The following is a 22612-nucleotide window of genomic DNA, read 5'->3' on the forward strand; positions in this document are numbered from 1 at the left end:
ATCACCGCGTCATTCCCGCGAAAGCGGGAATCTCCACCTCGGGAAAGGGATTCCCGCTTTCGCGGGAATGACGTCGTGGGTTTGGGCAGCGGCGGTGCGCCGCTGCCCATCCTGCGGTTAAGCCTTAGTAGCCAAGACCCTTGCGGCGGTCGTATTCGCCCTGTGGGTCATCAGCCGAGGTGTAAAGCTTGGATTCGGTGATGATGAACTTTTCCGGTTCCGTGCCGTCAGCCCAGAACTTGGCGAGGGCGTCGAAGGCGGGGCCGGCCATGTTCGGGGTCAGTTCGACCGTGGCATTGGCTTCGCCGGCTGCGATGGCGGTGAAGATATCCGGCACGCCGTCGATCGAGACGACCTTGATATCGGTGCCGGGCTTGAGACCAGCGTCCTTGATCGCCTGGATGGCGCCGACGGCCATGTCGTCATTGTGGGCATAGACAGCGCAGATATCGGCACCATTGTTGGTCGCCTTGATGAAGGCTTCCATGACTTCCTTGCCCTTGGAGCGGGTGAAGTCGCCGGTCTGGCTCTGCGTGATCTTGAGGTTGTCGTGGCCGGCGATGGCTTCCTCAAAACCCTTCTTGCGATTGATCGCCGGGGTGGAGCCGACAGTGCCCTGGAGTTCGACGATATTGCACGGCTCGGTGCCGACATCGCCAACGAGCCAGTTACCGGCAACGCGGCCTTCTTCGACCTGATCGGAGGCAACCGAGGTCAGGTAGAGATCTTCGGGCGCATCGACGCCACGGTCGAGCAGCACGACGGGGATTTCAGCGTCCTTGGCTTCGGCGAGCACATCGTCCCAACCGGTGGCGACGACGGGAGCGACGAGGATGGCGTCAACGCCCTGAGCGATGAAGCCGCGGATGGCCTTGATCTGGTTTTCCTGCTTCTGCTGGGCGTCGGCGAATTTCAGATCGACGCCGCGTTCTTCGGCCTGCTGCTTGGTGACCGAGGTTTCGGCAGCGCGCCAGCCCGATTCCGAGCCGATCTGCGAAAAGCCGACGACCTTGCCCGAAATATCCTGCGCGAAGGCGGCGGTAGACAAGGCGGTAGCGAGGCTTGCCGCGATGGCAAGCTTGGTGATGATGCTCACGATGGATCCTCCCAAAAGACCGCCCGGCGTTTTCGCTTCGGGCGATGGGAGGACGCTATTATAAAGTACTATTATATGTAAAGAGGCTTTCAACGGGAACGAAAACGGCGGCCCGAAGGCCGCCGCGAGGGTCGTAAGTCTCTGAATTTTAACGGCTTACCAGTCGAACTGCTTGGCGACCGAAATCTTGAAAGTGCGGCCGGTCGAGCGATCGATCGAGAGGTTCGGGCGGTAATCGGCGTTAAAGAGGTTGTCGATGCCGAGCTGCAACTCGGTGCCGGCGAGGGGGCCGGTCTCGGGTTTCCACGAGGCGAAGAGGTCGACAGTCGCATAAGCATCGGCCGGGCCATCGGCACCGAACGGACCGGAGGCGACAATGTAGCGGCCCTGATCGGCGATGGTCAGGCGGGCGCCCATGTCGAGATTATATTCGACATTGCGGATGCCCAGGGTCAGCGCCAGCTTGTTCTGCGGTACGGTGGTCAGCGGCGTGTTGTTGACGAGATTATCGCCCACCGTGATGCCATAGGCGAGGCTCGCATAGAGCAATTCCGCATCATAGGAGGCTTCGACCTCGACGCCATAAATGCGCGCCTTGCCGATATTGCCATAGTAGGGAACCGTGGCGCCGCCGAAGGGACGGGCGGTGTTGGACGCGATGAGGTTGGTCAGGTCGCTATAAAAGGCCGTGGTCTTGAGCGCAGCCGTGTCGCCGGAGGTCAGCAGATCATTGCCCGACAGCGAGAAGCCGGCTTCGATCGTATTGGCTTCTTCCTTGAGGAGGCCAAGGCTGGTCGACTTTGGTGCAGACCGGCCCGGCGAAGCGGCCGCGACGGAATAGAGCTCATCGATGGTCGGCAGACGTTCGGTATGGGCGATGGAGCCGAAGACGCCGATATTGTCGGTCAGTTCATAATGAGCGGCAAGCTTTGGCGAGAAGGCGCTGCCTTCGATATTGGCGGCGCCGGTGGTTGCATTGACCCAGTGGAAGTCGCCGCGTGCACCAGCGATCAAGGTCAGCTTCTCGGCCCAGATGAATTCATTCTGGGCAAAGATGCCGAGCTTGTTCTCGGTGCCCTGCGGATGCGCTGGCAAGGCAATGGCCGTACCGGGACGCACCACCGTCCGGTCCTGCGTCGAGGCGGCAAAGCCGGTGGTCAGATAGTTTTCGAACCCGTCGCCGATCCATTCGATCGTGTTGTCGGCGGTAAGCTGCCAGGTCTTGTAGCCATAGCGGGTATCGAGAAGGATGCTGTCGGCCGTCACGTTCTGGGGGAAGGCCGGATTGACTGGCCCGATCACGGTCCGCGGCGCGCCGAGGGCGTAACGGTGATTGGTCTGGTCGTTCTGGGTGTCCGAATAGCTGAGGTTGACCTTGAGATCGACCCAGGGATTGTCGGTCGCCGGGTTTTCCCAATGCAGCACGGCAGTCTGGTCGAGCACGGCGCGATCGGTGACGCCGAAGAGCGAGGACGTGCCGGTCTGGGCATAGGCCTGATCCTTGGCATCGCTGGTCCAGCGCTGGTAGGAGAGGCTGAGTTCCTGCTCGTTAGTGTCGCCGAAATGGGCGGTGCCCTTGATGAGCCCGGACAATGTGTCGAAGCCTGAGCCGGCGAGTTCGCCACCCTTGGCGAGTTCGACATTTTCGCGACGGCGCCAATTGCCGGCGGCGAGAATTTCGAATGTGTCGGTGACCTGCTGGGCGAGAACCGCCGAGGTCAGCGTGCCCAAGCCATTGGTGTCGAGCGAAGTTTTGACCCGCAGCGCGCCGCTATTGCCGTCCCGCAGATAATCGGACGCGTCCTTGGTGGTGAAGTTGATCACGCCGCCGATGGCGCCTGCGCCGTAAAGCGTCGACGAGGCCGGGCCGCGCAGCACTTCGACCTGCTTGTAGAGCTCGGGATCGGAGAAGAACGAGCCCATGCGGTACTGCTCGTTGAATTTTGGCGCACCATCGATGTTGATGATGACGCGCGAGCCGTCCGAGGAGTTTTCCGTCGTACCGATGCCGCGGATATTGAAGGCCTCGCCGAACTGGCGCTGACTGCCGACGACGTTGACGCCGGGAACGGTGGCAAAAAGCGCACCGGTCGTGTCGGCCTGTTCCTTATCGATATCGGCCTGGTTGAGCACCGTCACCGCCTGAGGCGTGTTGATGGCAACTTTCGGCGCCCCCGCACCGATCACCAGACGTTCGAGAAGTGTAATATTCGTCGCGTTGACGTTCTGCGCCTGCGCTGCCTGCTGCGCGACGAGCGCCAGCGCGACGCCGCCCAAAAGCGCGGCCGCGCGTGACCTGACCAGCCCCATGTCTGTCTCCAGTTTTTTAAAAGTCTTTTTGTGATCGGCTGGCTGGCGGGAGGCGGGCTGACCGGTTGAAAGAATGCTGACTCTTTCATTCACCTATTGCGCTGATAATTTAATATGGCTATGTGAGTCAAGTTTAATTCTCTTGCCGAGGCATTCATACCGGATGACTTAAGGCGATGAAGTCGTTGGATAAATCATGCCGCCGAGTGGCTCTGACTCCGCCGTTTCCCCCATCAAAATTGTCTCGAGTTCCGAGATTCTAAATGGGGGTTCCGAGCTGCAGATCGAGCACAAGGGCATGATCTACCGGCTGCGCGTCACCCGGCAGGATAAGCTCATTCTCACCAAATAGGCCCGCGCTGTGACCGAACCGACATCCAAAACCGCCGAAGACATCCGCCGCCTGCGGGCTCTCAATCCGCAGATGCGCGAACGCGATTTTGCGCGCATCCATTCCATCAGCGAGGGCCAGTTGGTGGCCGCCGAAGTCGGCCATACGGCGACGCGGCTCAAGGTCGATATGTCGGCGCTGCTCCATGGCCTGACGGGCGTCGGCGAAGTCATGGCGCTGACGCGCAATGAAAGCGCGGTGCATGAAAAGATCGGCATCTATGAGGGCGTCTCGGTCAATGCCCATGCCTCGATCGTCTTGGGCGAACAGATCGACCTGCGCATTTTCCCAAGCCGCTGGGTGCATGGCTATGCCTTGGAAAAGGCCATGGAAGATGGCACGACCAAGCGCTCGCTGCAGTTTTTCGACCGTGCGGGCAATGCGGTCCATAAGGTCCATGCGCGCCCGGCGACCGATGTTGCAGCCTGGACCAAGCTCGTCAGCGAACTGCGTCACGACGAGCAGGTCGATACGCTCGAGGTCTCGCCCTATGTGAAGGCCGCGCCGGAAGCCGCGCCCGCGCCGCTCTCCGAGCTTCGCGAGGGCTGGGAAGCGATGACGGACACGCACCAGTTCTTTGGGTTGATCAAGAAGCTCAACTATCCCCGGCTCGATGCGATTGAAACCGTGGGTGAGGATCTCGCCTGGCAGCTCGATCATGCCGCCGTCGAAGGCATGTTCCGCAAGGTGGCGGGGACCGACCTGCCGATCATGGTTTTTGCCGGCAATGAAGGCTGCATCCAGATCCATTCCGGGCCGATCCACAAGGTCTCGCCCATGGGGCCATGGCTCAATGTCATGGATGAAACCTTCCACCTCCACTTGCGGATCGACCACGTCGTCGCGGCCTGGGCGGTGCGCAAGCCCACCAAGGACGGCCATGTCACCTCGGTCGAACTCTATGACGAGAACCGCGAACTGATCATCCAGTTCTTCGGCAAGCGCCATGAAGGCCATGGCGAGCGCGACGAATGGCGCGCCGTCGTCGAGCAATTGCCGCTGTTCTCCACCCCCAACGCTGCCTGAGATCTGTGAAACATGCGCATTTTATCCTCTTTTGCTGCTGTGCTGATGGCAGCTTCGCTCTCCGTGGCGCCTCTTTCGGCTGCGGAACTGCACAAATTTGCCGATGCGAGCCGCCTGGTGTCGATCGGCGGTTCGCTGACCGAAATTATCTATGAGCTGGGTGCCGAGGGCACGCTGGTCGCCCGCGACCAGACGGCGCTTTATCCAGAGGCGGCGCTGAGCCTTCCCGATGTCGGCTATATGCGCGCATTGGCGCCGGAAGGCGTGTTGTCGGTCAATCCGACCGGCCTCCTCGTCATCGAAGGCAGCGGCCCGCCGGAAGCGCTTGAAGTGCTCTCGCATGCAGGCGTCGAATATCAGACCGTGCCGGAAGGCTATTCGGCTGAGGGCGTTCTTACAAAGGTGCGGGCCGTTGGCGAAGCGCTGGGTCTTGAAGATAAGGCCGAGGCGCTGGCGAAAAAGCTCGAAGGCGAATTCGCCGCGCTCAAGACCCGCACCGATGCGGTGGAAGCGCCGAAGAAGGTGCTGTTCATCCTCTCCAACCAGGGCGGCCAGATTCAGGCTTCGGGAACCGGCACGGCGGCCAATGGCATCATCGCGCTGGCTGGCGCCGAAAATGCCGTCACCGAGTATGAAGGCTATCGTCCGCTCTCCGAGGAAGCCATCACTGCTGCGGCGCCTGATGTGATCCTCCTCATGGATCGCGGTGGCGACCATGGCGCGACGGAAACGGAGCTCCTCGAACACCCGGCCATCGCCCTGACCCCGGCGGGGCAGAACAAGGCGATCTACCGCATGGACGGCGCCTATCTCCTCGGCTTTGGCCCGCGCACGGCGGCTGCCGCCACTGAGCTTGCCGATCATCTTTACGGACAAGCCTCGCATTAAGGCGGTTTGAAATGGACAGCACCATGTCACTTGCCGCAAGCGGCGCACGGACCCGGCCCGACGGCGATCGCAGCCATATCGGCCGCATTACCGTCATTGCGCTGGTCTTCGCGCTGCTGGCAGCCATGGTTCTGTCCATGACCACCGGCGCCTCGGGCGCCTCGCTTGGAAATCTCATCGGCTCCTTGATCTCGGGATCGGAAGGGGCCGATGCACTGCGCGACTATGCCGTCATCGTCAATATCCGCCTGCCACGCATGGTGCTTGGCGTGCTGATCGGCGCTGGCCTGGCGGTGTCGGGCCTCCTGATGCAGGGCCTTTTTCGCAATCCGCTGGCTGATCCGGGGCTTGTCGGTGTGTCGAGCGGCGCCGCACTTGGCGCGGTCGTCATCATCGTGCTTGGCGGCACGGCGCTGGCGCCCTTTACGACCGCGCTCGGCATCTGGTCCTTGCCGGCTGCAGCCTTTGGCGGCGGCCTCGTCACCACGTTCGTGCTCTATCGCGTCGCGACGCGCGGCGGACAGACGGCCATCGCCACCATGCTTCTCGCCGGCATCGCCATCGGCGCGCTTGCCGGGGCTTTTTCCGGTGTGCTCACCTATATCGCGAGCGAAAACCAGCTTCGCGACCTGACTTTCTGGGGCATGGGGTCGCTCGCGGGCGCCACTTGGATCAAGGTTCTTGCCGCCGGGCCGATCATTTTTGTGGCGCTGGTTGTCGCCGGTTTCCTCGCCAAGGGGCTCAATGCCATGACGCTCGGGGAAGCAACGGCGTCGCATCTCGGCGTGCCGGTGCAGCGGTTCAAGCGCATCACCATCGTTGCCGTGGCCGCAGCGACCGGCGCCTCCGTCGCCGTCAGCGGCGGCATTGGTTTTGTCGGCATCGTCGTGCCGCATCTTCTGCGCCTCGCGATCGGGCCGGATCACCGCTATCTGCTGCCCGCCAGCGCGCTCCTCGGCGCCACCTTTTTGCTCTTCTGCGATGCCCTGAGCCGCACCATCGTCGCGCCGGCGGAACTGCCGATCGGCATCGTCACGGCAGCCTTTGGCGGGCCATTCTTCCTCTGGATCCTGCTGCATCGCCGCAGCGCCTTTGCCTGGTAACACCATGATCGACATCGATAGCGTCTCGGTAAAACTCGGCGCGCGGCAGATCCTCCACGACGTGTCGCTGAGCGCGCCATCGGGAAAACTGACGGCGATCATCGGGCCCAATGGCTCGGGCAAATCGACACTGCTCAAAGCGCTCTGCCGCGACCATGCCTATTCCGGCGTGATTTCGATTGATGGGCGCGACATCGCACAGATGAGCCCGCTTGAAATCGCGAGCCTCCGCGCCGTGCTGCCGCAATCGTCCAATCTGCCCTTTCCCTTTACTGTGCGCGAAGTCGTCGCCATGGGGCTGACGGCGGGGCGGCCGGGCGTCGATCGTCGGGCGCTGCAGCACCTGCCGGACGAGGCGCTCAATCGCGTCGATCTCGGCGGCTTTGGCGGGCGCTTTTATGGCGAACTATCAGGCGGCGAGCAGCAGCGCGTGCAATTGGCGCGCGTCCTCTGCCAGGTGTGGGAGCCGGTCATCGACGGCGTGCCGCGTTATCTCTTCTTGGATGAGCCCGTATCGAGCCTCGATATAAAACACCAGCTGATGATCATGGACGTCGCCAAACGCTTTGCCCGCCAGGGCGGCGGCGTCATCGCCGTGCTGCACGATCTCAACCTGACCGCGCTCTATGCCGATACGATCCTTGCCCTCCGCGATGGCCGGGTCGTCGCCAGCGGACGGCCGGAGGCGGTGCTGACGGACACGGTGCTTGAGAGCGTGTTCGATGTACCCTTGCGCGTTGGTATAGCGCCTCGGGCGGGGACATTCGTTCTGCCGCAATCGGTGCGTACCGATGCGATGAGTGCCGCTTAGGGCGATTGGCCTAGAGTTTTATCACCAAAAGGATCGGCGCAGTCATTAGGACTGTGCGCTCGAACTCTGTCATCCTGTGACTGAGCGAGCTGGCAGCGCATTGGCGCTGCAGCCTTATCCGCTCGGCGGGAACTATGCCCGGATCGGCGGCAGGCAAACCATAGGGGGCGCCATTCAGCGCCCCTCCATGTCGATCGCGAGATTAGAGCAGCTTGAGATTGACAGCCGACTCTTTGCCATCGCGGCCGGACTCAAGGTCATATTCAACCTTGTCGTTCTCGTAGAGACCGTCCAGGCCGGAGCGCTGCACGGCAGAAATGTGGACGAATGCGTCCTTGCCGCCGGTTTCTGGCGTAATGAAGCCGAAACCCTTGGTCGTGTTGAAGAACTTGACGGTGCCTTTGATAGCCATGATTTATTTCCCGATTAGAGGATCGGCAAGCTAACGAGTTTTCCGAATGTAACAAGTCCAATGTGTCCCCAAAGCCCGAAAAAAGCGGCTTTGGGGCCGAAAAACCACGCTGCGGCTGTCAGATTTTCGCCCCGGATTGGGCTGGACCGCGTGGATCGGGCTGCTGGGCGGTTATGGACCCGGAATTCATATCATTTTCGTTGGGACTTTGGTCGTCCGCAAAGGCCCTCATGGTGCGTGACCTGGCAAGGCAAGCACATCACCACGAGGGCTGAAGGAAGGATAAGGCGGAGCGCTGGTTTTATCGCCCCAGTTTCCCATCGACGAGCGAGGTCGCGAGTGGCGCCGGACGGGTGACGGGCGTTGTGATCTCAACGACCTGACCCGTGCGCGAAGAGGTTTCGAAGGCTTCCATCACTTCGAGCACGTGCAAGGCGAGGTCGCCATTGGCGCGGTGCGGGCGGTTTTCGACGATGGCGTGGGCCATGTCGGCGAGACCGATGGAGCGGTAATTGCCGTCGGCATAGGGTTGGTCGGTGTCGACATTGGTCCACTGGCCGCCCTTTTCCATGAGCTCGACCTGACCGCCGAAATTGTTGGGATCGGGGACGATGAGGGTCGCGTCGGTGCCGTAGATCTCGAGCGGCACGTGCTTGTGGCCGGCAACGTCAAAGCTCATCGAGATCTGGACGACGGCGCCATTGGCAAAGACCAGCGTGCCTGAGACATGGGTCAGGACATGAACCGGGATGACTTCGCCATTGCGCGCCTCGGAGGTAATAGTGCGCGTGTTGCGCAGCATGGTGCCGAAGCCGGACACCTTGGCGACGGGTCCGAGGAGATTGACGAGATCGGTGATGTAATAGGGGCCCATATCGAGCATGGGGCCGCCGCCTTCTTCATAATAGAAGGCGGGATTAGGATGCCAGCGCTCGTGGCCGGGGCACATGAAATAGGCGGTGCCGCCAACCGCCTGGCCCAGCTTGCCCTCATCGACGACGCGACGCGCCGTTTGGTGGGCGCCGCCAAGGAAGGTATCGGGGGCGGAGCCGACGCGGAGATTTTTGGCGCGGGCGGCTTCGACGAGCTTCTTGCCTTCGGCAAAGACGACGCCGAGCGGCTTTTCCGAGTAAACGTGCTTGCCGGCCTCGATGGCGCGGAGGCCGACCTCGACATGCGCCTTGGGGATAGTGAGATTGAGGATGATCTCGATTTCGGGATCGGCAAAGATCTCGTCGATGGTCACTGCCTTGAGGCCGAATTCATCGGCGCGGGCCTTGGCCGCCGCAGGGTTGAGATCCGCCACGGCCCTGATGTCGAGAACCGGAAAATCCTTGGCGGCCTTCAGATAAGCCGCTGAAATATTGCCCAAGCCGATAATGCCGATGCCAACCTTGCGCATCTTGTCTCCTCACGCCGTGCCAAAGCACGATCCTTAACTCCCACTGCCTTTGGCAGCATCCCGAACCACTTCTGCGGTGGCGGCAAAAGGCGGCGCACAGCAGGGTCAGATTCTTGTATGGTATGGTGACATACGTACGTCAGAATAGTCCAGACCGTGTTCGACCGGGTATTTGACGGTTTTCCGGCCGAATGCCATCGGGATGAGCCCGCGGATACGCGCTTTTTCTTGATCTATCTTGCCCAATCTGGTGTTGTTTCGGCCTTGGTGTCGTCCCCATGTGGACGGGTGAGGGGATAAACGTGTCGCAAGACGAAGTGCCGGCCAACGCTCGCGCCAAGCGCGGTGTAAAACCATCCGGCAAGCCCACGCTGAAAACGATTGCCCAGATGACGGGCCTTGCGGTGACCACCATCTCGCGCGCGCTCAATAATGCGCCGGAACTGGCCCAGGAAACGCGGGACCGCGTGCAGCGCATCGCGGCCGAAATCGGCTATCTGCCGGATCGCGCGGCTCTCCGCCTCAAGACCGGCCGCACCAATGTGATTTCGCTGGTGCTCGAGCCGGACGAACAGATCTATGGCTTCGGTACGTCGCTCGTGACAGGGATTACTGAGACGCTGCGCGACACCGCCTATCACCTCGTCATCACGCCGCTGTTCCGCAACATGCAGCCGATCGAGCCGATCCGGCATATCGTGCGCAATCGCATGGCTGATGGTGTCATCTTCTCGAAAGCCGAAGCCTTTGACGAGCGCATCCGCTTTTTGCTCGACAATGACTTTCCATTCGTCAGCCATGGTCGCAGCCAATGGCCCGAAGCTCATCCCTTCGTCGATTTTGACAATGAAGACTATGCCTATCACGCAACGCTGCGCCTTGCGGCGCTCGGCTGCAAGAAGGTGTCGATCGTGCTGCCCGATAGTGCGCTGACCTATACCGGGCATTTGAAAGCCGGGGTGGAGCGCGGCGCGCGCGAAGCGGGAATTGCCTTCGAGTTTGCCGCGGACGTCAATCTCAGCAGCCCCACCGATGCGATCCGCAACTATGTCATCAAGCGCTCGAAGCGCCCCGATGGCCCGGATGGTTATATCTGCGCCTCCGAAGTCTCGGCTCTTGCTATTATTGGTGGGCTCAATGAAGCAGGTCTTGTTGTGGGCAAGACGGCGCATGTCGTGACCAAGCAGTCGTCCTCGATGTTCATGCAGTTCCAGCCCGCAGCGGAAACAGTGGCCGAGGATTTCGTAGCCGCTGGCCGGCATCTCGGTGAGTTACTTCTCCGCCGTATTGCCGGGGACGCAGACGATCTCACCTACCTCGCAAAACCGCATTACGACTGGCCCCAAGGCTGATCCGAATCTGCCTTGCTAAAAGGGTTCAGCTTTTTGCGCGAATGAGCGCAAACCTTTGAGAGCGGTCATTTTTGCCGTTTTCGATGCGTTTTGCTCTGACACGTCCCAAATGCGGTTTTACATTTAGGCAGAATAAAGGCAGTCACTTTGCCTTATTTGGCGGCGGCCAAGAGCCGCTCGGAGAGCGGTTTTAGGCCCCCATTTGCGTCAAGACTGCATTAGCTGCGTTGAATCAAATAATATTGGCAAAGCTGGGACTCTGAATCAGCACAGAGTCTATTTGCCCGGATTCACGCTCCTCCCCTTTGGACTCTGAATCGATTCATGGGTTACTCTAGCGAGACTCATGTATTAACTCGGAAGTTATACTAAGAATTGGTGATCTAGACTGGTAAAAAACTTGGTCATGTAACCAATGATTAAGTCATCCATGAAATTATCAGTGTCAGGCCGGATGGGAATACGGCTTCGAGCATAGTCAGACATCTAGCCGGACGACCGCTCGTCGCCTGATTACTTCATACCGTTCATCGGTTGTTAACGACCCAAAGCCTGAGAGCATTATGACATCGCGGATCAACTACCCAGCCCGGTTTTTGGCATGACCGGGAATAGCACCTTCACGCTCGCATTGACCGGCGATCTCTCGGTCAAATCGGCCCAGGATTTTCTCGGCCAGCTCAAATCGGCCATTGCCGAGCACGCTGCAATCGCAGTGGACACGAGCGCCATCGGCCAGGCCGATGTCACGACCGTGCAGTCGCTTCTCGCGGCGCGCAACAAGGCCCAGGCGCTGGGCAAATCCTTCACTCTCAAGGGCACTCCAGGCCCAAAGCTGCAGGCCGTTCTCGACGGCGCGGGGTTCATGAACCCGGCCCAGCCGGCAGCGTCCTTCTGGACCGAACACTCTTAATCCCACGGGACTTGACGGCATGACCAAGACAATTCTGACAATCGACGATTCCGCTTCCATCCGTCAGATGGTCGCCATGACGCTGACCTCGGCGGGTCTCGACGTCATCGAGGCTGTCAATGGCCAGGATGGCTATGACAAGGCGACGACCAATACGGTTCATGCCGTTATCACCGACCTCAACATGCCGGTCCTCAACGGCATCGAATTCATCCGCAAATATCGCCAGCACCCCTCGAGCAAGGGCATACCGATCATCCTGCTGACGACCGAGTCCGACGAGGAACTCAAGCGCCAGGCCAAGGAAGCCGGCGCCACCGGCTGGATCGTCAAACCCTTCAAGCAGGACCAGTTGCTGGCCGTCATCAAGAAGGTGACAGGGGCATGAACATTTCCGATCCCTCCGAGACCTTCCGCCAGGAGGCGCGCGAGCTGCTCGACCAGCTCGAGGCCGGCCTTCTGGACCTGGAACAGGATCCGTCAAATTCCGACCTGATCAATTCGACCTTCCGTGCCCTCCATACGATCAAAGGCTCGGGCGCGATGTTCGGGTTCACGGCCGTTGCCGAATTCGTCCATGATTTCGAGACGGCCTTCGACCGCGTCCGCAAGGGCGAAAGCGAAGCCAATACTGCTCTCATCGGCGTGGCGCTCGACGCCAAGGACCATATCCACCTTCTTATCGAAGATCCGGATGCGCCCAATGAGGGTGGCGAACAGATCCTCGTTGCGCTCCGGGCGATCGTGAATGGTGTCCAGGTCGAAGCGCCGGCGCCTGTCGAAACTTTTGCGGCGCCAATTGCTGCGCCAGCGGTTGCCGTGTCGAGCGTGGCCGATAGCGCCAAACGCTGGCGGCTGGTTTTCTCGCTGCCTTCCGACGCACTGATCTACGGCACCAATCCCGAACTGCTTTTGCAGGAACTCGCCGGGATCGGGCCGATCGAGATCCTGGCGCTCACCGATCGCATTCCCGATCTCGACGTCATCGACCCCGAAGTCAGCCATATCAGCTGGCAGGTGGATATCGAGACCTCGGACGATCCAACTGCCGCGATCGACGATGTGTTCCTGTTCCTCCGCGACAATATGGAATTGACGCTGACCCCGCTCAGCGCACCGGCGGCAGCACCGGTTACCGTGGCAGCACCGGCACCGAGCGAAGATGCGATGCCTGAGGCGCCCTATGTGCCCGAGCCCGTCGTCGAAGCGGCGCCTGTGGCCAAGGCCGCGGCGCCGGTGAAGAAGGCCAAGCCTGCGGAAAAGGCCGAAGCCGAAAAGCCGGCAGCCACCTCGCTTCGCGTTCCGGCCGAACGGCTCGACGAATTGATGGACCGCGTCGGTGAATTGGTTATCGCTCAGGCGCGGCTCAGCCAGATCGCGGCGAGTTCTGCCGATCTTTCGCTGAAAACCATTGCCGAAGAACTCGAGCGCCTGTCTTCGGGTCTCCGCGATACGACCATGGGCATCCGAATGGTGCCGATTGGGACGATCTTCTCGCGCTTCCGCCGCCTTGTGCATGATCTCTCGGGCGAGCTTGGCAAGCAGATCGAATTCATCACGACCGGCGAAGAAACCGAACTCGACAAGACCGTCATCGAGCGCCTCGCCGATCCGCTGGTTCACCTGATCCGCAATTCGGTCGACCATGGTCTCGAAAGCGCGGAAAAGCGCGTCGCGGCGGGCAAGGATCCCAAGGGGACAGTGCGCCTTTCGGCCGTCTATTCGGGTGCCGAAGTCGCCATTTCGGTGGTCGACGATGGCGCCGGCCTCAACCATGAGCGCATTCGCGCCAAGGCCGAAGAAAACGGACTTATCGGTCCCGATGCCAAGCTGACCGAGCAGGAGCTTAACCACCTGATCTTTGCGCCTGGCTTCTCGACGGCCAAGGAAGTCACCGCCCTTTCGGGCCGCGGCGTCGGCATGGACGTGGTCAAGCGGACGATCGACGGGCTGCGCGGCACGATCGATGTGACAACGACTCAGGGCAAGGGCTCGACCTTTACCCTCCGCCTGCCGCTGACCCTCGCCATCATCGACGGCATGTTGGTTCGCGTCGGCGACGGCCGTTACACCATCCCGCTTGCCGCGGTCGAAGAATGCGTGGAACTGCCCGAAGGCATCGAAGCCAATGCCAAGGGCCGCAACTTCCTCGATATCCGCGGGTCGCTCGTTCCCTATCTGCGCCTGCGCGAAGTGTTCGGGATCAAGGGCGAGGCCGAAGCGCACCAGAAGGTTGTTATCGTCTCCTCGGGCGAAGGCCGTGTCGGGCTCGTCGTCGATCAGATCATCGGCAACAACCAGACCGTCATCAAGCAGCTCTCCAAGCTCCATTCGGGCATCAAGTCCTTCTCGGGCGCCACCATTCTCGGTGACGGCTCGGTGGCCCTGATCCTCGACACCGCCCATCTCGTGGCCTCCGGCCAATCCTATGTCGACCGCAACCTGGGGAGAGCCGCATGAGCGACGACCAGTCCTATATGACGGCGCTGACCATTCGCCTCGAAGACGAGCTCTTTGCCGTCGAGGCGAGCCGGGTCCGCGAAATCCTCGATCTCGTGCCGATCACCAAAGTGCCGAGCGCCCCGGCCTTTGTCGGTGGTCTGATCAATGTCCGCGGCTCGATCGTGCCGCTGGCCGATCTCCGTGTCATGTTCGGCATGGACCGGCCCGAGCCCGATGCCGATACGCGCATCGTGGTCATGGAAGTCGATATCGACGGCGAGCCCACCATTGCCGGCATTTTGGCCGACAAGGTGCACGACGTCACCGACATCGAAACGGCCTCGATCGAAGAGGCTCCCAAGGTCGGCATGCGCTGGCGCCCTGAATTCGTGAAGGGCATCGGCAAGCGCAATGGCGGCTTCATCATCATCCCAGACATGGAAAAGATTTTTGAATCACCGGGCGGCAGAAGTCCGTCCGCGGCAGCATCAGAAGAAAGGTCTGCAGCATGAGATTGACCATCAAGACAAAACTTGCGGCGACATTCGTCACCGTTGTGGCCACCTCTGCGGTGGGCATGTTCATGGGTATCCAGAACCTGGGCGCGCTCAGCAGCTCGATGGAAGCCATGGTCGACGGCAATGTCGAGCGCATCCAGATCGCGGCCGACCTCAACGCCCGGACGCTGCGTGTCGCTCGCGATGAGAAGAACCTCATCCTTGCTTCCGACAATGAGACATTCCAGCAGTTTGCCGGCCAGATCGAGACGGAAAAGGCCGCCATCACCGAGCAGACCGCAAAACTGCGCGATCTCTCGAGCGACGCGGGCAAGCCGCGGGTTGATGCCTTCAGCGATGCCTGGATGGACTATCTCGCCCAGCATGCAGAAGTGAACCGCTTGGCCGGGCTCAACTCGGACATCGTTGCGAGCGAGCAAATCGAAACTGCAGGCGCAACGCAGCGCGCCGCGTTCGAAACGCTGCGCGGCATCGAGTCCCGGCTCGAATCCAATATTCTGAACTCTGGCGACATGGCCGACTTCCGCACGTTCAGCGCGCTCAAGTCGCTTGATACCGCCATGCTGGAAATCTCGCGCGAAGTTCGGACCGTGGTTCTCAACATGAACCAGCCCCAGCGCCAGCAGACCTATATCGACGCTTTGATGGAAAAGAAGCAGACGCTGCTGAGCGCGATCGAAACGCTCGGCCGCTCCCTGCCTGTCGCCGAACGCACAGCCTTTGCGACCTATCAGCAGCAGATCACATCCTGGCTCGATGGCGTTGCCCAGGCACAGTCGACCGCCCAGACCAATGGCGAATATTTCGCTGCTGAGCTTGCCAATGGTGGTGCGCGTGAAGCCCGCTTGGTCTCGGTCGATGCGCTCAACGCCATAATCGATCTCAACAGCGAGCAGATGGCGCAGGCCAATACCGACGCGATCTCGCTCTACGAACAGAGCCGTATGCTGCTGATCGCGCTGATGATCGGCGCGGCCGTTATCGCCGGTATCGCGGCAACCTGGATCGTCGTGTCGATCTCGCGTGCTCTTTCGAGCGCCGTGCGGCTCGCCAATGATGTCGCCGGCGGCGATCTCAACGCTACGGCATCGATCAAGGGTGACGACGAAGTGGGCGACCTGATCAAGGCGCTCAATGCCATGGCCGCCAAGCTGCGCGAAGTCGTGGCGGAAGTGACGTCTGCAACCCGCAATGTCGCTTCGGGCAGCCAGGAAATGTCGGCAACGGCCGAACAGCTCTCCCAGGGCGCGACCGAACAGGCTTCGTCCACCGAAGAGGCTTCGGCGTCGATGGAAGAAATGGCGGCTACGATCAAGCAGTCCGCCGACAATGCTTCGCAGACCGAGAAAATCGCCCGCCAGTCCGCTGCCGATGCGATTGCTTCGGGTGAAGCCGTGAACAATGCGGTTTCGGCCATGCAGACGATCGCCGAGAAGATCATGGTGGTGCAGGAAATCGCCCGCCAGACCGATCTCCTGGCGCTCAACGCTGCTGTCGAAGCGGCTCGTGCCGGCGAACATGGCCGTGGCTTTGCGGTGGTCGCTTCGGAAGTGCGCAAGCTTGCAGAGCGCAGCCAGGCTGCAGCGGCAGAGATCTCGACGCTCTCCGGCACGACCGTCAAGGCTGCCCAGTCTGCCGGCGAAATGCTCGGCAAGCTTGTGCCCGATATCCAGCGCACGGCAGAACTCGTGGAAGAAATCTCCGCCGGCAGCCGCGAGCAGAATGCCGGTGCCTCGCAGATCAATACGGCCATCCAGCAGCTCGATAAGGTGACCCAGCAGAACACGTCGGCGGCCGAGGAAATGTCCTCGACGGCTGAAGAACTGGCGAGCCAGGCCGAGCAGCTCCAATCCGCGATCAGCTACTTCCGGCTCGATACCGCCAACGCACCAGCCTTCTCGGCGCCGTCGAGAAAGCCGGCCAAGCGCGATATTCGCTCGGCCGTTATGGCTTCCGCTCCACACATGAGCGCCACCAACCGCGCTAAGCCCAATGCCGGTGGGTTCGACCTCGATCTCGAAGGCGGCATGGACGACCTCGACGGCGAATTCTCCCGCCGCAGCGCTGCGTGAAGCCTAGCCTGCCCTGAACCTCGGGATGCCGCGATGGACAGCGCGGCATCCTTCCCCCCGACCGCCGCGAAGCGACGCTCAACCCCTGCCTAGAAGAGGCTCTAGAATGCGACTTACTATCAAGGCCAAGCTCGCGGCCACTTTTGCGACGATCGTCGCTTTGTCTGCCGGCAGCATGTTCATCGCCGTACAAAACCTCGGTCAGTTGAATAACTCTCTGAGCCTGATCGTCGATGTTCGATCCCCCAACACAGTCGCCATGGCTGAGATGCAGACCAGCCTCGAAAATGTCGGGGCGCGTTTGCGCGCCACCATCATGGCGAACGACGTCGAAACGATGCAGGGCAATATCGACCAGATCGACAAGAGCCTGGCAGCGATCGCGGCAAAGCGAGACTTCCTCGAAGCCAATGTCAAAGACACGCAGGTGCGTGCACTGCTCGAGCAGTTCGATACCCAGCTCGAAGAATATGTGCCGCTTCTCGAGGCGACCAAGACGTTTGCGCTCGCCAATAGCGACACCGAGGCATTCAAGATTACGACCACTGTGGGTAGCCCCGCATTGTCGAAAACCGAAGACGCCATGACTGCGATTGTCCGGGCCACGGGTACACGCCTGTCTTCCGGCGACCTCAGCGCCTTCTCTGCATATTCCGCCGCCAATTCGGCCTTCCTCGCCGTCTCTGACATTTTCAGACAGCAGCGCAACGTGCTTCTGGCAGCGACCAATCCTGCCAAGCAGGATGAATGGTACAACGACTACAAGACCGGCATCGCTGAAGTCGGAACGCTGTTCCCCAATTTGCAGCGCACCGTGTCGCCCGCTGAGCAACCCCTCGTTGCCAATGCAGAGGCGGCTTTCGCAGAGCTTGTCACCGCAATGGATAGTGCGGTCGAAATGGCCATCACCAAAAGCGACTATTTCGCACAACAGAAGTCGGAAGAAGCGGCTACAGTTCGCCGCGCTGCCAGTGAGACACTGGGCAATATGCTGGCGCGCAACAAGGAGTTGATGGAAGAGGCGAGCGTTCAGGCCGACCAGCTTTATAACTCGAGCCTGACCCTGCTCATTGGCCTTCTCATTGGCTCGGCGCTCATCGCAGGCATTGCGGCAACCGTTATCGTTCTTGGCATCTCCCGCGGCCTCAACAAGGTCAAGCAGGTGGTCTCGGCCGTCTCGATCGGCGATCTCGACCAGCGCGTCGAGATCAAGAGCAATGACGAGATCAAGGACCTCGTCGATACCGTCAATGTCATGACCGACAATCTCAGGGCTTCAGCCGCGGTGGTCGATCAGGTGGCCTATGGCGATCTCAGCGCCAAGCCCAAGGTGCTTTCGAACAAGGACGTTTTGGGCCAGTCCATGCAGCGCATGGTGGATGGTCTTGCCGCCTCGGCGGCTGTTGCCGAAAAGATTGCCGGTGGTGACCTCACAGTCGAGCCGCGCCGTCTTTCGGACAAGGACACGCTTGGCATCGCGCTCGAACAAATGGTCGAAAAACTGCGGGACGTGATCTCCGACGCCATCAACTCGGCCAATAATGTGTCGGCTGGTGCCCAGGAAATGTCGGCGACTGCAGAGCAGCTTTCCCAGGGCGCGACCGAGCAGGCCTCGTCCACGGAAGAGGCTTCAGCCTCGATGGAAGAAATGGCAGCGACGATCAAGCAATCGGCCGACAACGCCTCCCAGACCGAGAAGATCGCCCGTCAGTCTGCTGCCGACGCCATCGCTTCGGGCCAAGCGGTGGCCAATGCTGTGGGCGCGATGGAAACCATCGCCCAGAAGATCATGGTCGTGCAGGAAATTGCGCGCCAGACCGATCTTCTCGCGCTCAACGCCGCCGTCGAAGCGGCGCGTGCCGGCGAACATGGCCGTGGCTTTGCAGTGGTCGCTTCCGAAGTACGCAAGCTCGCGGAACGCAGCCAGGCTGCCGCTGCCGAAATCTCGACCCTGTCGGGGACGACGGTGAAGGCAGCGCAGTCGGCCGGCGAAATGCTCAACAAGCTCGTGCCCGATATCCAGCGCACGGCGGAACTCGTGGAAGAAATCTCTGCTGGTAGCCGCGAGCAGAATGCCGGTGCCTCGCAGATCAACACCGCGATCCAGCAGCTCGACAAGGTCACCCAGCAGAATACCTCCGCCTCCGAGGAGCTTTCCTCGACGGCAGAAGAACTGGCGAGCCAGTCCGAGCAGCTACAGACCGCGATCAGCTACTTCAAGCTGAACCATTCCGGCATGGCCGCGCAGGCCAACGCCGTGACCAAGAAGACCAGCCCGCGCGACATGCGCTCGGCCGTAATGGCGTCCGCGCCACACATGAATACGGGATCGGCATCGACCCGCACGAAGCTCAATTCGGGCGGTTTCGATCTCGATCTCGATGGGGCGTCCGACGACCTTGACGGCGAATTCACCCGTCGCGGCGCTGCCTGAATAAATCGGGCTGTGTGAGGCGCAGCCCCTACCCAATCAAGAGCCGGACGATGTGCCCGGCTCTACAAAGACCTGCCGGTGTGTACCGGCGACAACCATAGTGCGGACGCAGAAGGCGTTCGTGGGGACGATGGACAATCTCAAATGAGATTCACGATCAAATTAAAGCTTGGACTTGCCTTCGCTGCGGTCATTCTGGTCTCCGGCGCCATGGCGTTGTTTGCCATCTCAAATCTTGGGTCGCTCAATAACGCGATCACCAAGATCGTGGATGGTCCTTCGGCAAATCTGAAAGAGTCGAACGATCTTGCGAACGCGGTTCTCATGGCGATTCGCGCCGAGAAGAACGTCATTCTCAATTCCGACGCCACCCAGATCCAGTCCTATATCGACGATGTGACGGCACAACGCGCCAAGGTCGAGCCTATCCTGGCAAGCCTTGAGCAGGACATGGACACGACGGTTCAGTCGATTGCGGGCAAGTTCCGCACGGTCTTGCCGAAGTGGGTTTCGCTGCAGGACCAGATTGTTGCGCTCGGCAAGCAGAACACAACCGAAAGCAATTCGCGCGCAGCAGCCCTTTCCATGGGACAGGCTGCCCAGATCAATGACGAGATGATCAGCCTGCTAGATGAGCTCAACGGTCAGATCACTACGACCTTGGCGCAGATGGATAGCGAGACCAACGCCCAATACGATGCGTCGAGCATGCTGCTACTGGTCGCGGCTGGCTTCACGCTTATCCTGTCGCTGGCCGTCGCTTTCTGGATTTCGATGACCATCAGCTCCGGCCTCCGCCGCGCGATTGGCCTTGCCGATGCCATCAGCATTGGCGATCTCAACCAGAAGATCGAGCACAAGGCCAATGACGAGATCCGCGATCTCGCCAATTCGCTGACCGTGATGACCGACAATCTCCGCGCTTCGGCCAACATCGCCGACCAGATCGCCAATGGCGACCTGACGGTCCAGCCCAAGCGTCTGTCGGATAAGGACACACTCGGCATTGCGCTCGAACGCATGGTCGAAAAGCTGCGCGACGTGATCACCGATGCGATTTCTTCGGCCAACAATGTTTCGGCCGGTGCGCAGGAAATGTCGGCAACGGCCGAGCAGCTCTCCCAGGGCGCCACGGAACAGGCTTCGTCCACCGAAGAAGCCTCGGCGTCGATGGAAGAAATGGCCTCGACCATAAAGCAGTCGGCCGACAATGCGTCGCAGACCGAAAAGATCGCGCGCCAGTCCGCTGCCGACGCGATTGCTTCGGGCAATGCCGTCAACAACGCTGTCTCGGCCATGCAGACGATCGCCGAAAAGATCATGGTCGTGCAGGAAATCGCGCGCCAGACCGATCTTCTCGCGCTCAATGCGGCGGTGGAAGCGGCACGCGCCGGCGAACATGGCCGTGGCTTCGCGGTGGTCGCTTCCGAGGTGCGCAAGCTTGCCGAACGCAGCCAGGCTGCAGCGGCCGAAATCTCGACGCTCTCCGGCACTACGGTAAAGGCAGCCCAGTCGGCGGGCGACATGCTCAACAAGCTCGTGCCCGATATTCAGCGCACGGCGGAACTGGTGGAAGAAATCACGGCCGGTAGTCGTGAACAGAATGCCGGCGCAGCCCAGATCAATACCGCGATCCAGCAGCTCGACAAGGTCACCCAGCAGAACACCTCTGCCTCCGAGGAGCTTTCCTCGACGGCAGAAGAACTGGCGAGCCAGGCCGAGCAGTTGCAGGCTGCGATCAGCTACTTCCGCCTCGGCGGGGCGGCCAATGCCAATCTCGCGGCAAAGCCGGCCAAGCGCGACATCAAGGCGGCGGTGCTCTCTGTCTCCCCGCATATGAACAAGTCCGGCGCCAAGCCCAAAGCCAATAGGGGCGGCTTCGATCTCTCGCTCGATGGCGGTGACGATGACATGGACGCGGATTACACCCGCGTAGCTTAGGAAAGAGGAAGATGGCCGATCACAATCAATTCGTGACTCTTGGTGTGGCGGACGAACTTTTCGCCGCACCTGTCACCAAGGTGCAGGAAATCCTCGACATGCGGGCCATTTCCCGCCTGCCGCGGGCGCCGCAGAACTTCCTCGGCATCATCGATGTCCGCGGGCAGGGCGTGCCGGTGCTTGACCTGCGCCTGACGCTCGGGATGGAGCCGGCGGGCGACACGGAGACGACGCGCATCGTCGTTCTCTGCGTCCAAAGCGCCTCCGGTCCCGTGACGCTCGGTCTGCGGGCCGACCGGGTCTTCGAGGTGACTGTGCTCGACAGTGAAAGCCTCGATCCGCCGCCGGCCGTCGATGCGCGCTGGCAGAACCACTGCATCGAGGGCATTGGCCGTCGCAACGGCCAGTTTGTCACCGTGCTCGATCTCGACAAGCTCCTCGGCGGCGAGACGGCAGCGCTGTCGGCCGCCTGAGGCGACAAACCATCCTGCCGCTCGGCGCCACGAAGGCATCGAGCGGCTGAACGATCATCACACCCAAGTTCTGGCCCAGAAGGGCGCAGTTGGGACGACCGGCGCATGCCAAAAGCGTGGACCGGCCAGGGAGACAAGAGTGGCTTTATTAGCGCGTGCCCCCATTGTTGAAGCCGATGGCGAAGACCACCTCAGCGTTGCCGACTTCAGCAAGATTTCGACGCTGATCGGCAATGAAGTGGGCATCCGCCTGCCGCCGGCCAAGCGCCTGATGGTCGAGGGGCGCCTGCGCCGTCGCCTTCGCGCCCTGCAGATCCCGACCTTTGACGCCTATTGCGATCATATCTTCCGCGGCGATGGCATGGCTGCGGAACTGACCTATCTCATCAATGTGGTGACGACCAACAAGACCGACTTTTTCCGCGAGCCGGAACATTTCGAACTGATGCGGTCAAAGATGATCCCCGAATTGCTGGCCGCCCGCACGGGCGAGCGCAATCCGATGGTCAAGGTGTGGAGCGCGGCGGCTTCGACCGGCGCCGAGGCCTTCACCTGCGCCATGGTGCTTGCCGACATGGTCAAGGAAAGCGGCGGTTTCCGCTTCTCGATCCTTGGCACCGATATTTCGACCGATGTGTTGGCGCAGGGCCAGCGCGGGGTCTATCCCGCTGACCAGATCGTGCCGGTGCCCCAGCAGATGCAGGGCAAATACCTGATGTGGGCGCGGAAGCCCGGCCTCCGGCCGGATGTTCGCATCGTGCCTGAGCTGCGCAAGCTGGTGCAATTTCACCGGCTCAACCTGATGGACGAAAAATATCCCTTCGATCGGGACGTCGACATCATCTTGCTGCGCAATGTGCTGATCTATTTCGACAAGGCAGACCAGGCCAAGGTGATCAGCCGGCTGGTCAACCATTTAAGGCCCGGCGGTTATCTACTTCTTGGTCATTCCGAGTCCATGGTCGGCACGTCAATTCCAGTGCGGCAGGTTGCGCCTGCCGTATTCCAGCGAGCGTGAGCCAAAAGTC

Annotated in this window: 19 protein-coding genes; 15 read left to right on the forward strand and 4 right to left on the reverse strand. The window is 60.9% G+C overall.

Annotation, left to right across the window (positions count from 1 at the left end):
- Window positions 1-124: 124 nt before the first annotated feature.
- The gene (gene ytfQ / locus DevBK_RS15510; protein ID WP_061911678.1) at window positions 125-1096 is read right to left on the reverse strand and encodes a galactofuranose ABC transporter, galactofuranose-binding protein YtfQ; all 972 of its coding nucleotides are present in this window, start codon (window positions 1094-1096) and stop codon (window positions 125-127) included.
- A gap of 156 nt (window positions 1097-1252) precedes the next feature.
- Window positions 1253-3406 (reverse strand): TonB-dependent receptor domain-containing protein, encoded by a 2154-nt coding sequence (locus DevBK_RS15515; RefSeq protein ID WP_317186089.1) that lies wholly within the window; start codon window positions 3404-3406, stop codon window positions 1253-1255.
- A gap of 196 nt (window positions 3407-3602) precedes the next feature.
- Between DevBK_RS15515 and DevBK_RS15520 the strand changes: the two genes are divergently transcribed.
- From DevBK_RS15520 to DevBK_RS15540, 5 genes are read left to right on the forward strand one after another with little or no spacing between them, the layout of a single operon-like run.
- Window positions 3603-3758: a hemin uptake protein HemP gene (locus tag DevBK_RS15520; RefSeq protein WP_082460720.1), complete on the forward strand. Its 156-nt coding sequence runs from the start codon at window positions 3603-3605 to the stop codon at window positions 3756-3758.
- A 9-nt stretch (window positions 3759-3767) separates the two neighbouring features.
- Complete coding sequence (locus DevBK_RS15525) at window positions 3768-4823, forward strand: hemin-degrading factor (RefSeq protein WP_317186090.1); 1056 nt, start codon at window positions 3768-3770, stop codon at window positions 4821-4823.
- A 12-nt stretch (window positions 4824-4835) separates the two neighbouring features.
- Entirely contained in the window at window positions 4836-5711 is an 876-nt protein-coding gene (locus tag DevBK_RS15530) for a hemin ABC transporter substrate-binding protein (RefSeq protein ID WP_317186091.1), read from the forward strand.
- Window positions 5712-5734: 23 nt separating this feature from the next.
- Window positions 5735-6814: a FecCD family ABC transporter permease gene (locus DevBK_RS15535; protein ID WP_244483871.1), complete on the forward strand. Its 1080-nt coding sequence runs from the start codon at window positions 5735-5737 to the stop codon at window positions 6812-6814.
- A 4-nt stretch (window positions 6815-6818) separates the two neighbouring features.
- Complete coding sequence (locus DevBK_RS15540) at window positions 6819-7625, forward strand: heme ABC transporter ATP-binding protein (RefSeq protein WP_062628880.1); 807 nt, start codon at window positions 6819-6821, stop codon at window positions 7623-7625.
- Window positions 7626-7827: 202 nt separating this feature from the next.
- Here DevBK_RS15540 and DevBK_RS15545 read toward each other — a convergent pair whose 3' ends face one another.
- Both DevBK_RS15545 and DevBK_RS15550 read right to left on the reverse strand, forming a co-directional pair.
- Window positions 7828-8037, reverse strand: a complete 210-nt coding sequence (locus DevBK_RS15545) for a cold-shock protein (protein ID WP_061911684.1) — start codon at window positions 8035-8037, stop codon at window positions 7828-7830.
- 301 nt (window positions 8038-8338) lie between these two features.
- Window positions 8339-9439 (reverse strand): Gfo/Idh/MocA family oxidoreductase, encoded by a 1101-nt coding sequence (locus DevBK_RS15550; protein ID WP_317186092.1) that lies wholly within the window; start codon window positions 9437-9439, stop codon window positions 8339-8341.
- A 302-nt stretch (window positions 9440-9741) separates the two neighbouring features.
- Between DevBK_RS15550 and DevBK_RS15555 the strand changes: the two genes are divergently transcribed.
- The 10 genes from DevBK_RS15555 to DevBK_RS15600 all read left to right on the forward strand — a co-directional run bounded on the left by DevBK_RS15555 (window position 9742) and on the right by DevBK_RS15600 (window position 22602).
- Window positions 9742-10791 carry a LacI family transcriptional regulator gene (locus tag DevBK_RS15555; protein ID WP_244483873.1) on the forward strand — a complete coding sequence of 350 codons (1050 nt, stop codon included), beginning with the start codon at window positions 9742-9744 and terminating at the stop codon, window positions 10789-10791.
- 601 nt (window positions 10792-11392) lie between these two features.
- Complete coding sequence (locus DevBK_RS15560) at window positions 11393-11704, forward strand: STAS domain-containing protein (protein WP_061911687.1); 312 nt, start codon at window positions 11393-11395, stop codon at window positions 11702-11704.
- A 19-nt stretch (window positions 11705-11723) separates the two neighbouring features.
- The gene (locus DevBK_RS15565; RefSeq protein ID WP_062628882.1) at window positions 11724-12092 is read left to right on the forward strand and encodes a response regulator; all 369 of its coding nucleotides are present in this window, start codon (window positions 11724-11726) and stop codon (window positions 12090-12092) included.
- On the forward strand, window positions 12089-14164 hold the full coding sequence (locus DevBK_RS15570; protein ID WP_317186093.1) for a chemotaxis protein CheA: 2076 nt from the start codon (window positions 12089-12091) through the stop codon (window positions 14162-14164). The genes DevBK_RS15565 and DevBK_RS15570 overlap by 4 nt, the downstream gene beginning before the upstream one ends.
- Window positions 14161-14658 carry a chemotaxis protein CheW gene (locus DevBK_RS15575; RefSeq protein WP_061911690.1) on the forward strand — a complete coding sequence of 166 codons (498 nt, stop codon included), beginning with the start codon at window positions 14161-14163 and terminating at the stop codon, window positions 14656-14658. Before DevBK_RS15570 ends, DevBK_RS15575 begins: the two co-directional genes overlap by 4 nt.
- Window positions 14655-16736: a methyl-accepting chemotaxis protein gene (locus tag DevBK_RS15580; RefSeq protein WP_317186094.1), complete on the forward strand. Its 2082-nt coding sequence runs from the start codon at window positions 14655-14657 to the stop codon at window positions 16734-16736. The genes DevBK_RS15575 and DevBK_RS15580 overlap by 4 nt, the downstream gene beginning before the upstream one ends.
- A 106-nt stretch (window positions 16737-16842) precedes the next feature.
- The gene (locus DevBK_RS15585; protein ID WP_317186095.1) at window positions 16843-19170 is read left to right on the forward strand and encodes a methyl-accepting chemotaxis protein; all 2328 of its coding nucleotides are present in this window, start codon (window positions 16843-16845) and stop codon (window positions 19168-19170) included.
- 144 nt (window positions 19171-19314) lie between these two features.
- Window positions 19315-21111 (forward strand): methyl-accepting chemotaxis protein, encoded by a 1797-nt coding sequence (locus DevBK_RS15590; protein ID WP_317186096.1) that lies wholly within the window; start codon window positions 19315-19317, stop codon window positions 21109-21111.
- An 11-nt stretch (window positions 21112-21122) separates the two neighbouring features.
- Window positions 21123-21584, forward strand: a complete 462-nt coding sequence (locus DevBK_RS15595) for a chemotaxis protein CheW (protein ID WP_061911694.1) — start codon at window positions 21123-21125, stop codon at window positions 21582-21584.
- A 139-nt stretch (window positions 21585-21723) separates the two neighbouring features.
- Complete coding sequence (locus DevBK_RS15600; RefSeq protein WP_061911695.1) at window positions 21724-22602, forward strand: CheR family methyltransferase; 879 nt, start codon at window positions 21724-21726, stop codon at window positions 22600-22602.
- The last annotated feature ends 10 nt before the right edge of the window (window positions 22603-22612 follow it).

Source organism: Devosia sp. BK, assembly GCF_032907385.1.
Taxonomy (GTDB): Bacteria; Pseudomonadota; Alphaproteobacteria; order Rhizobiales; family Devosiaceae; genus Devosia.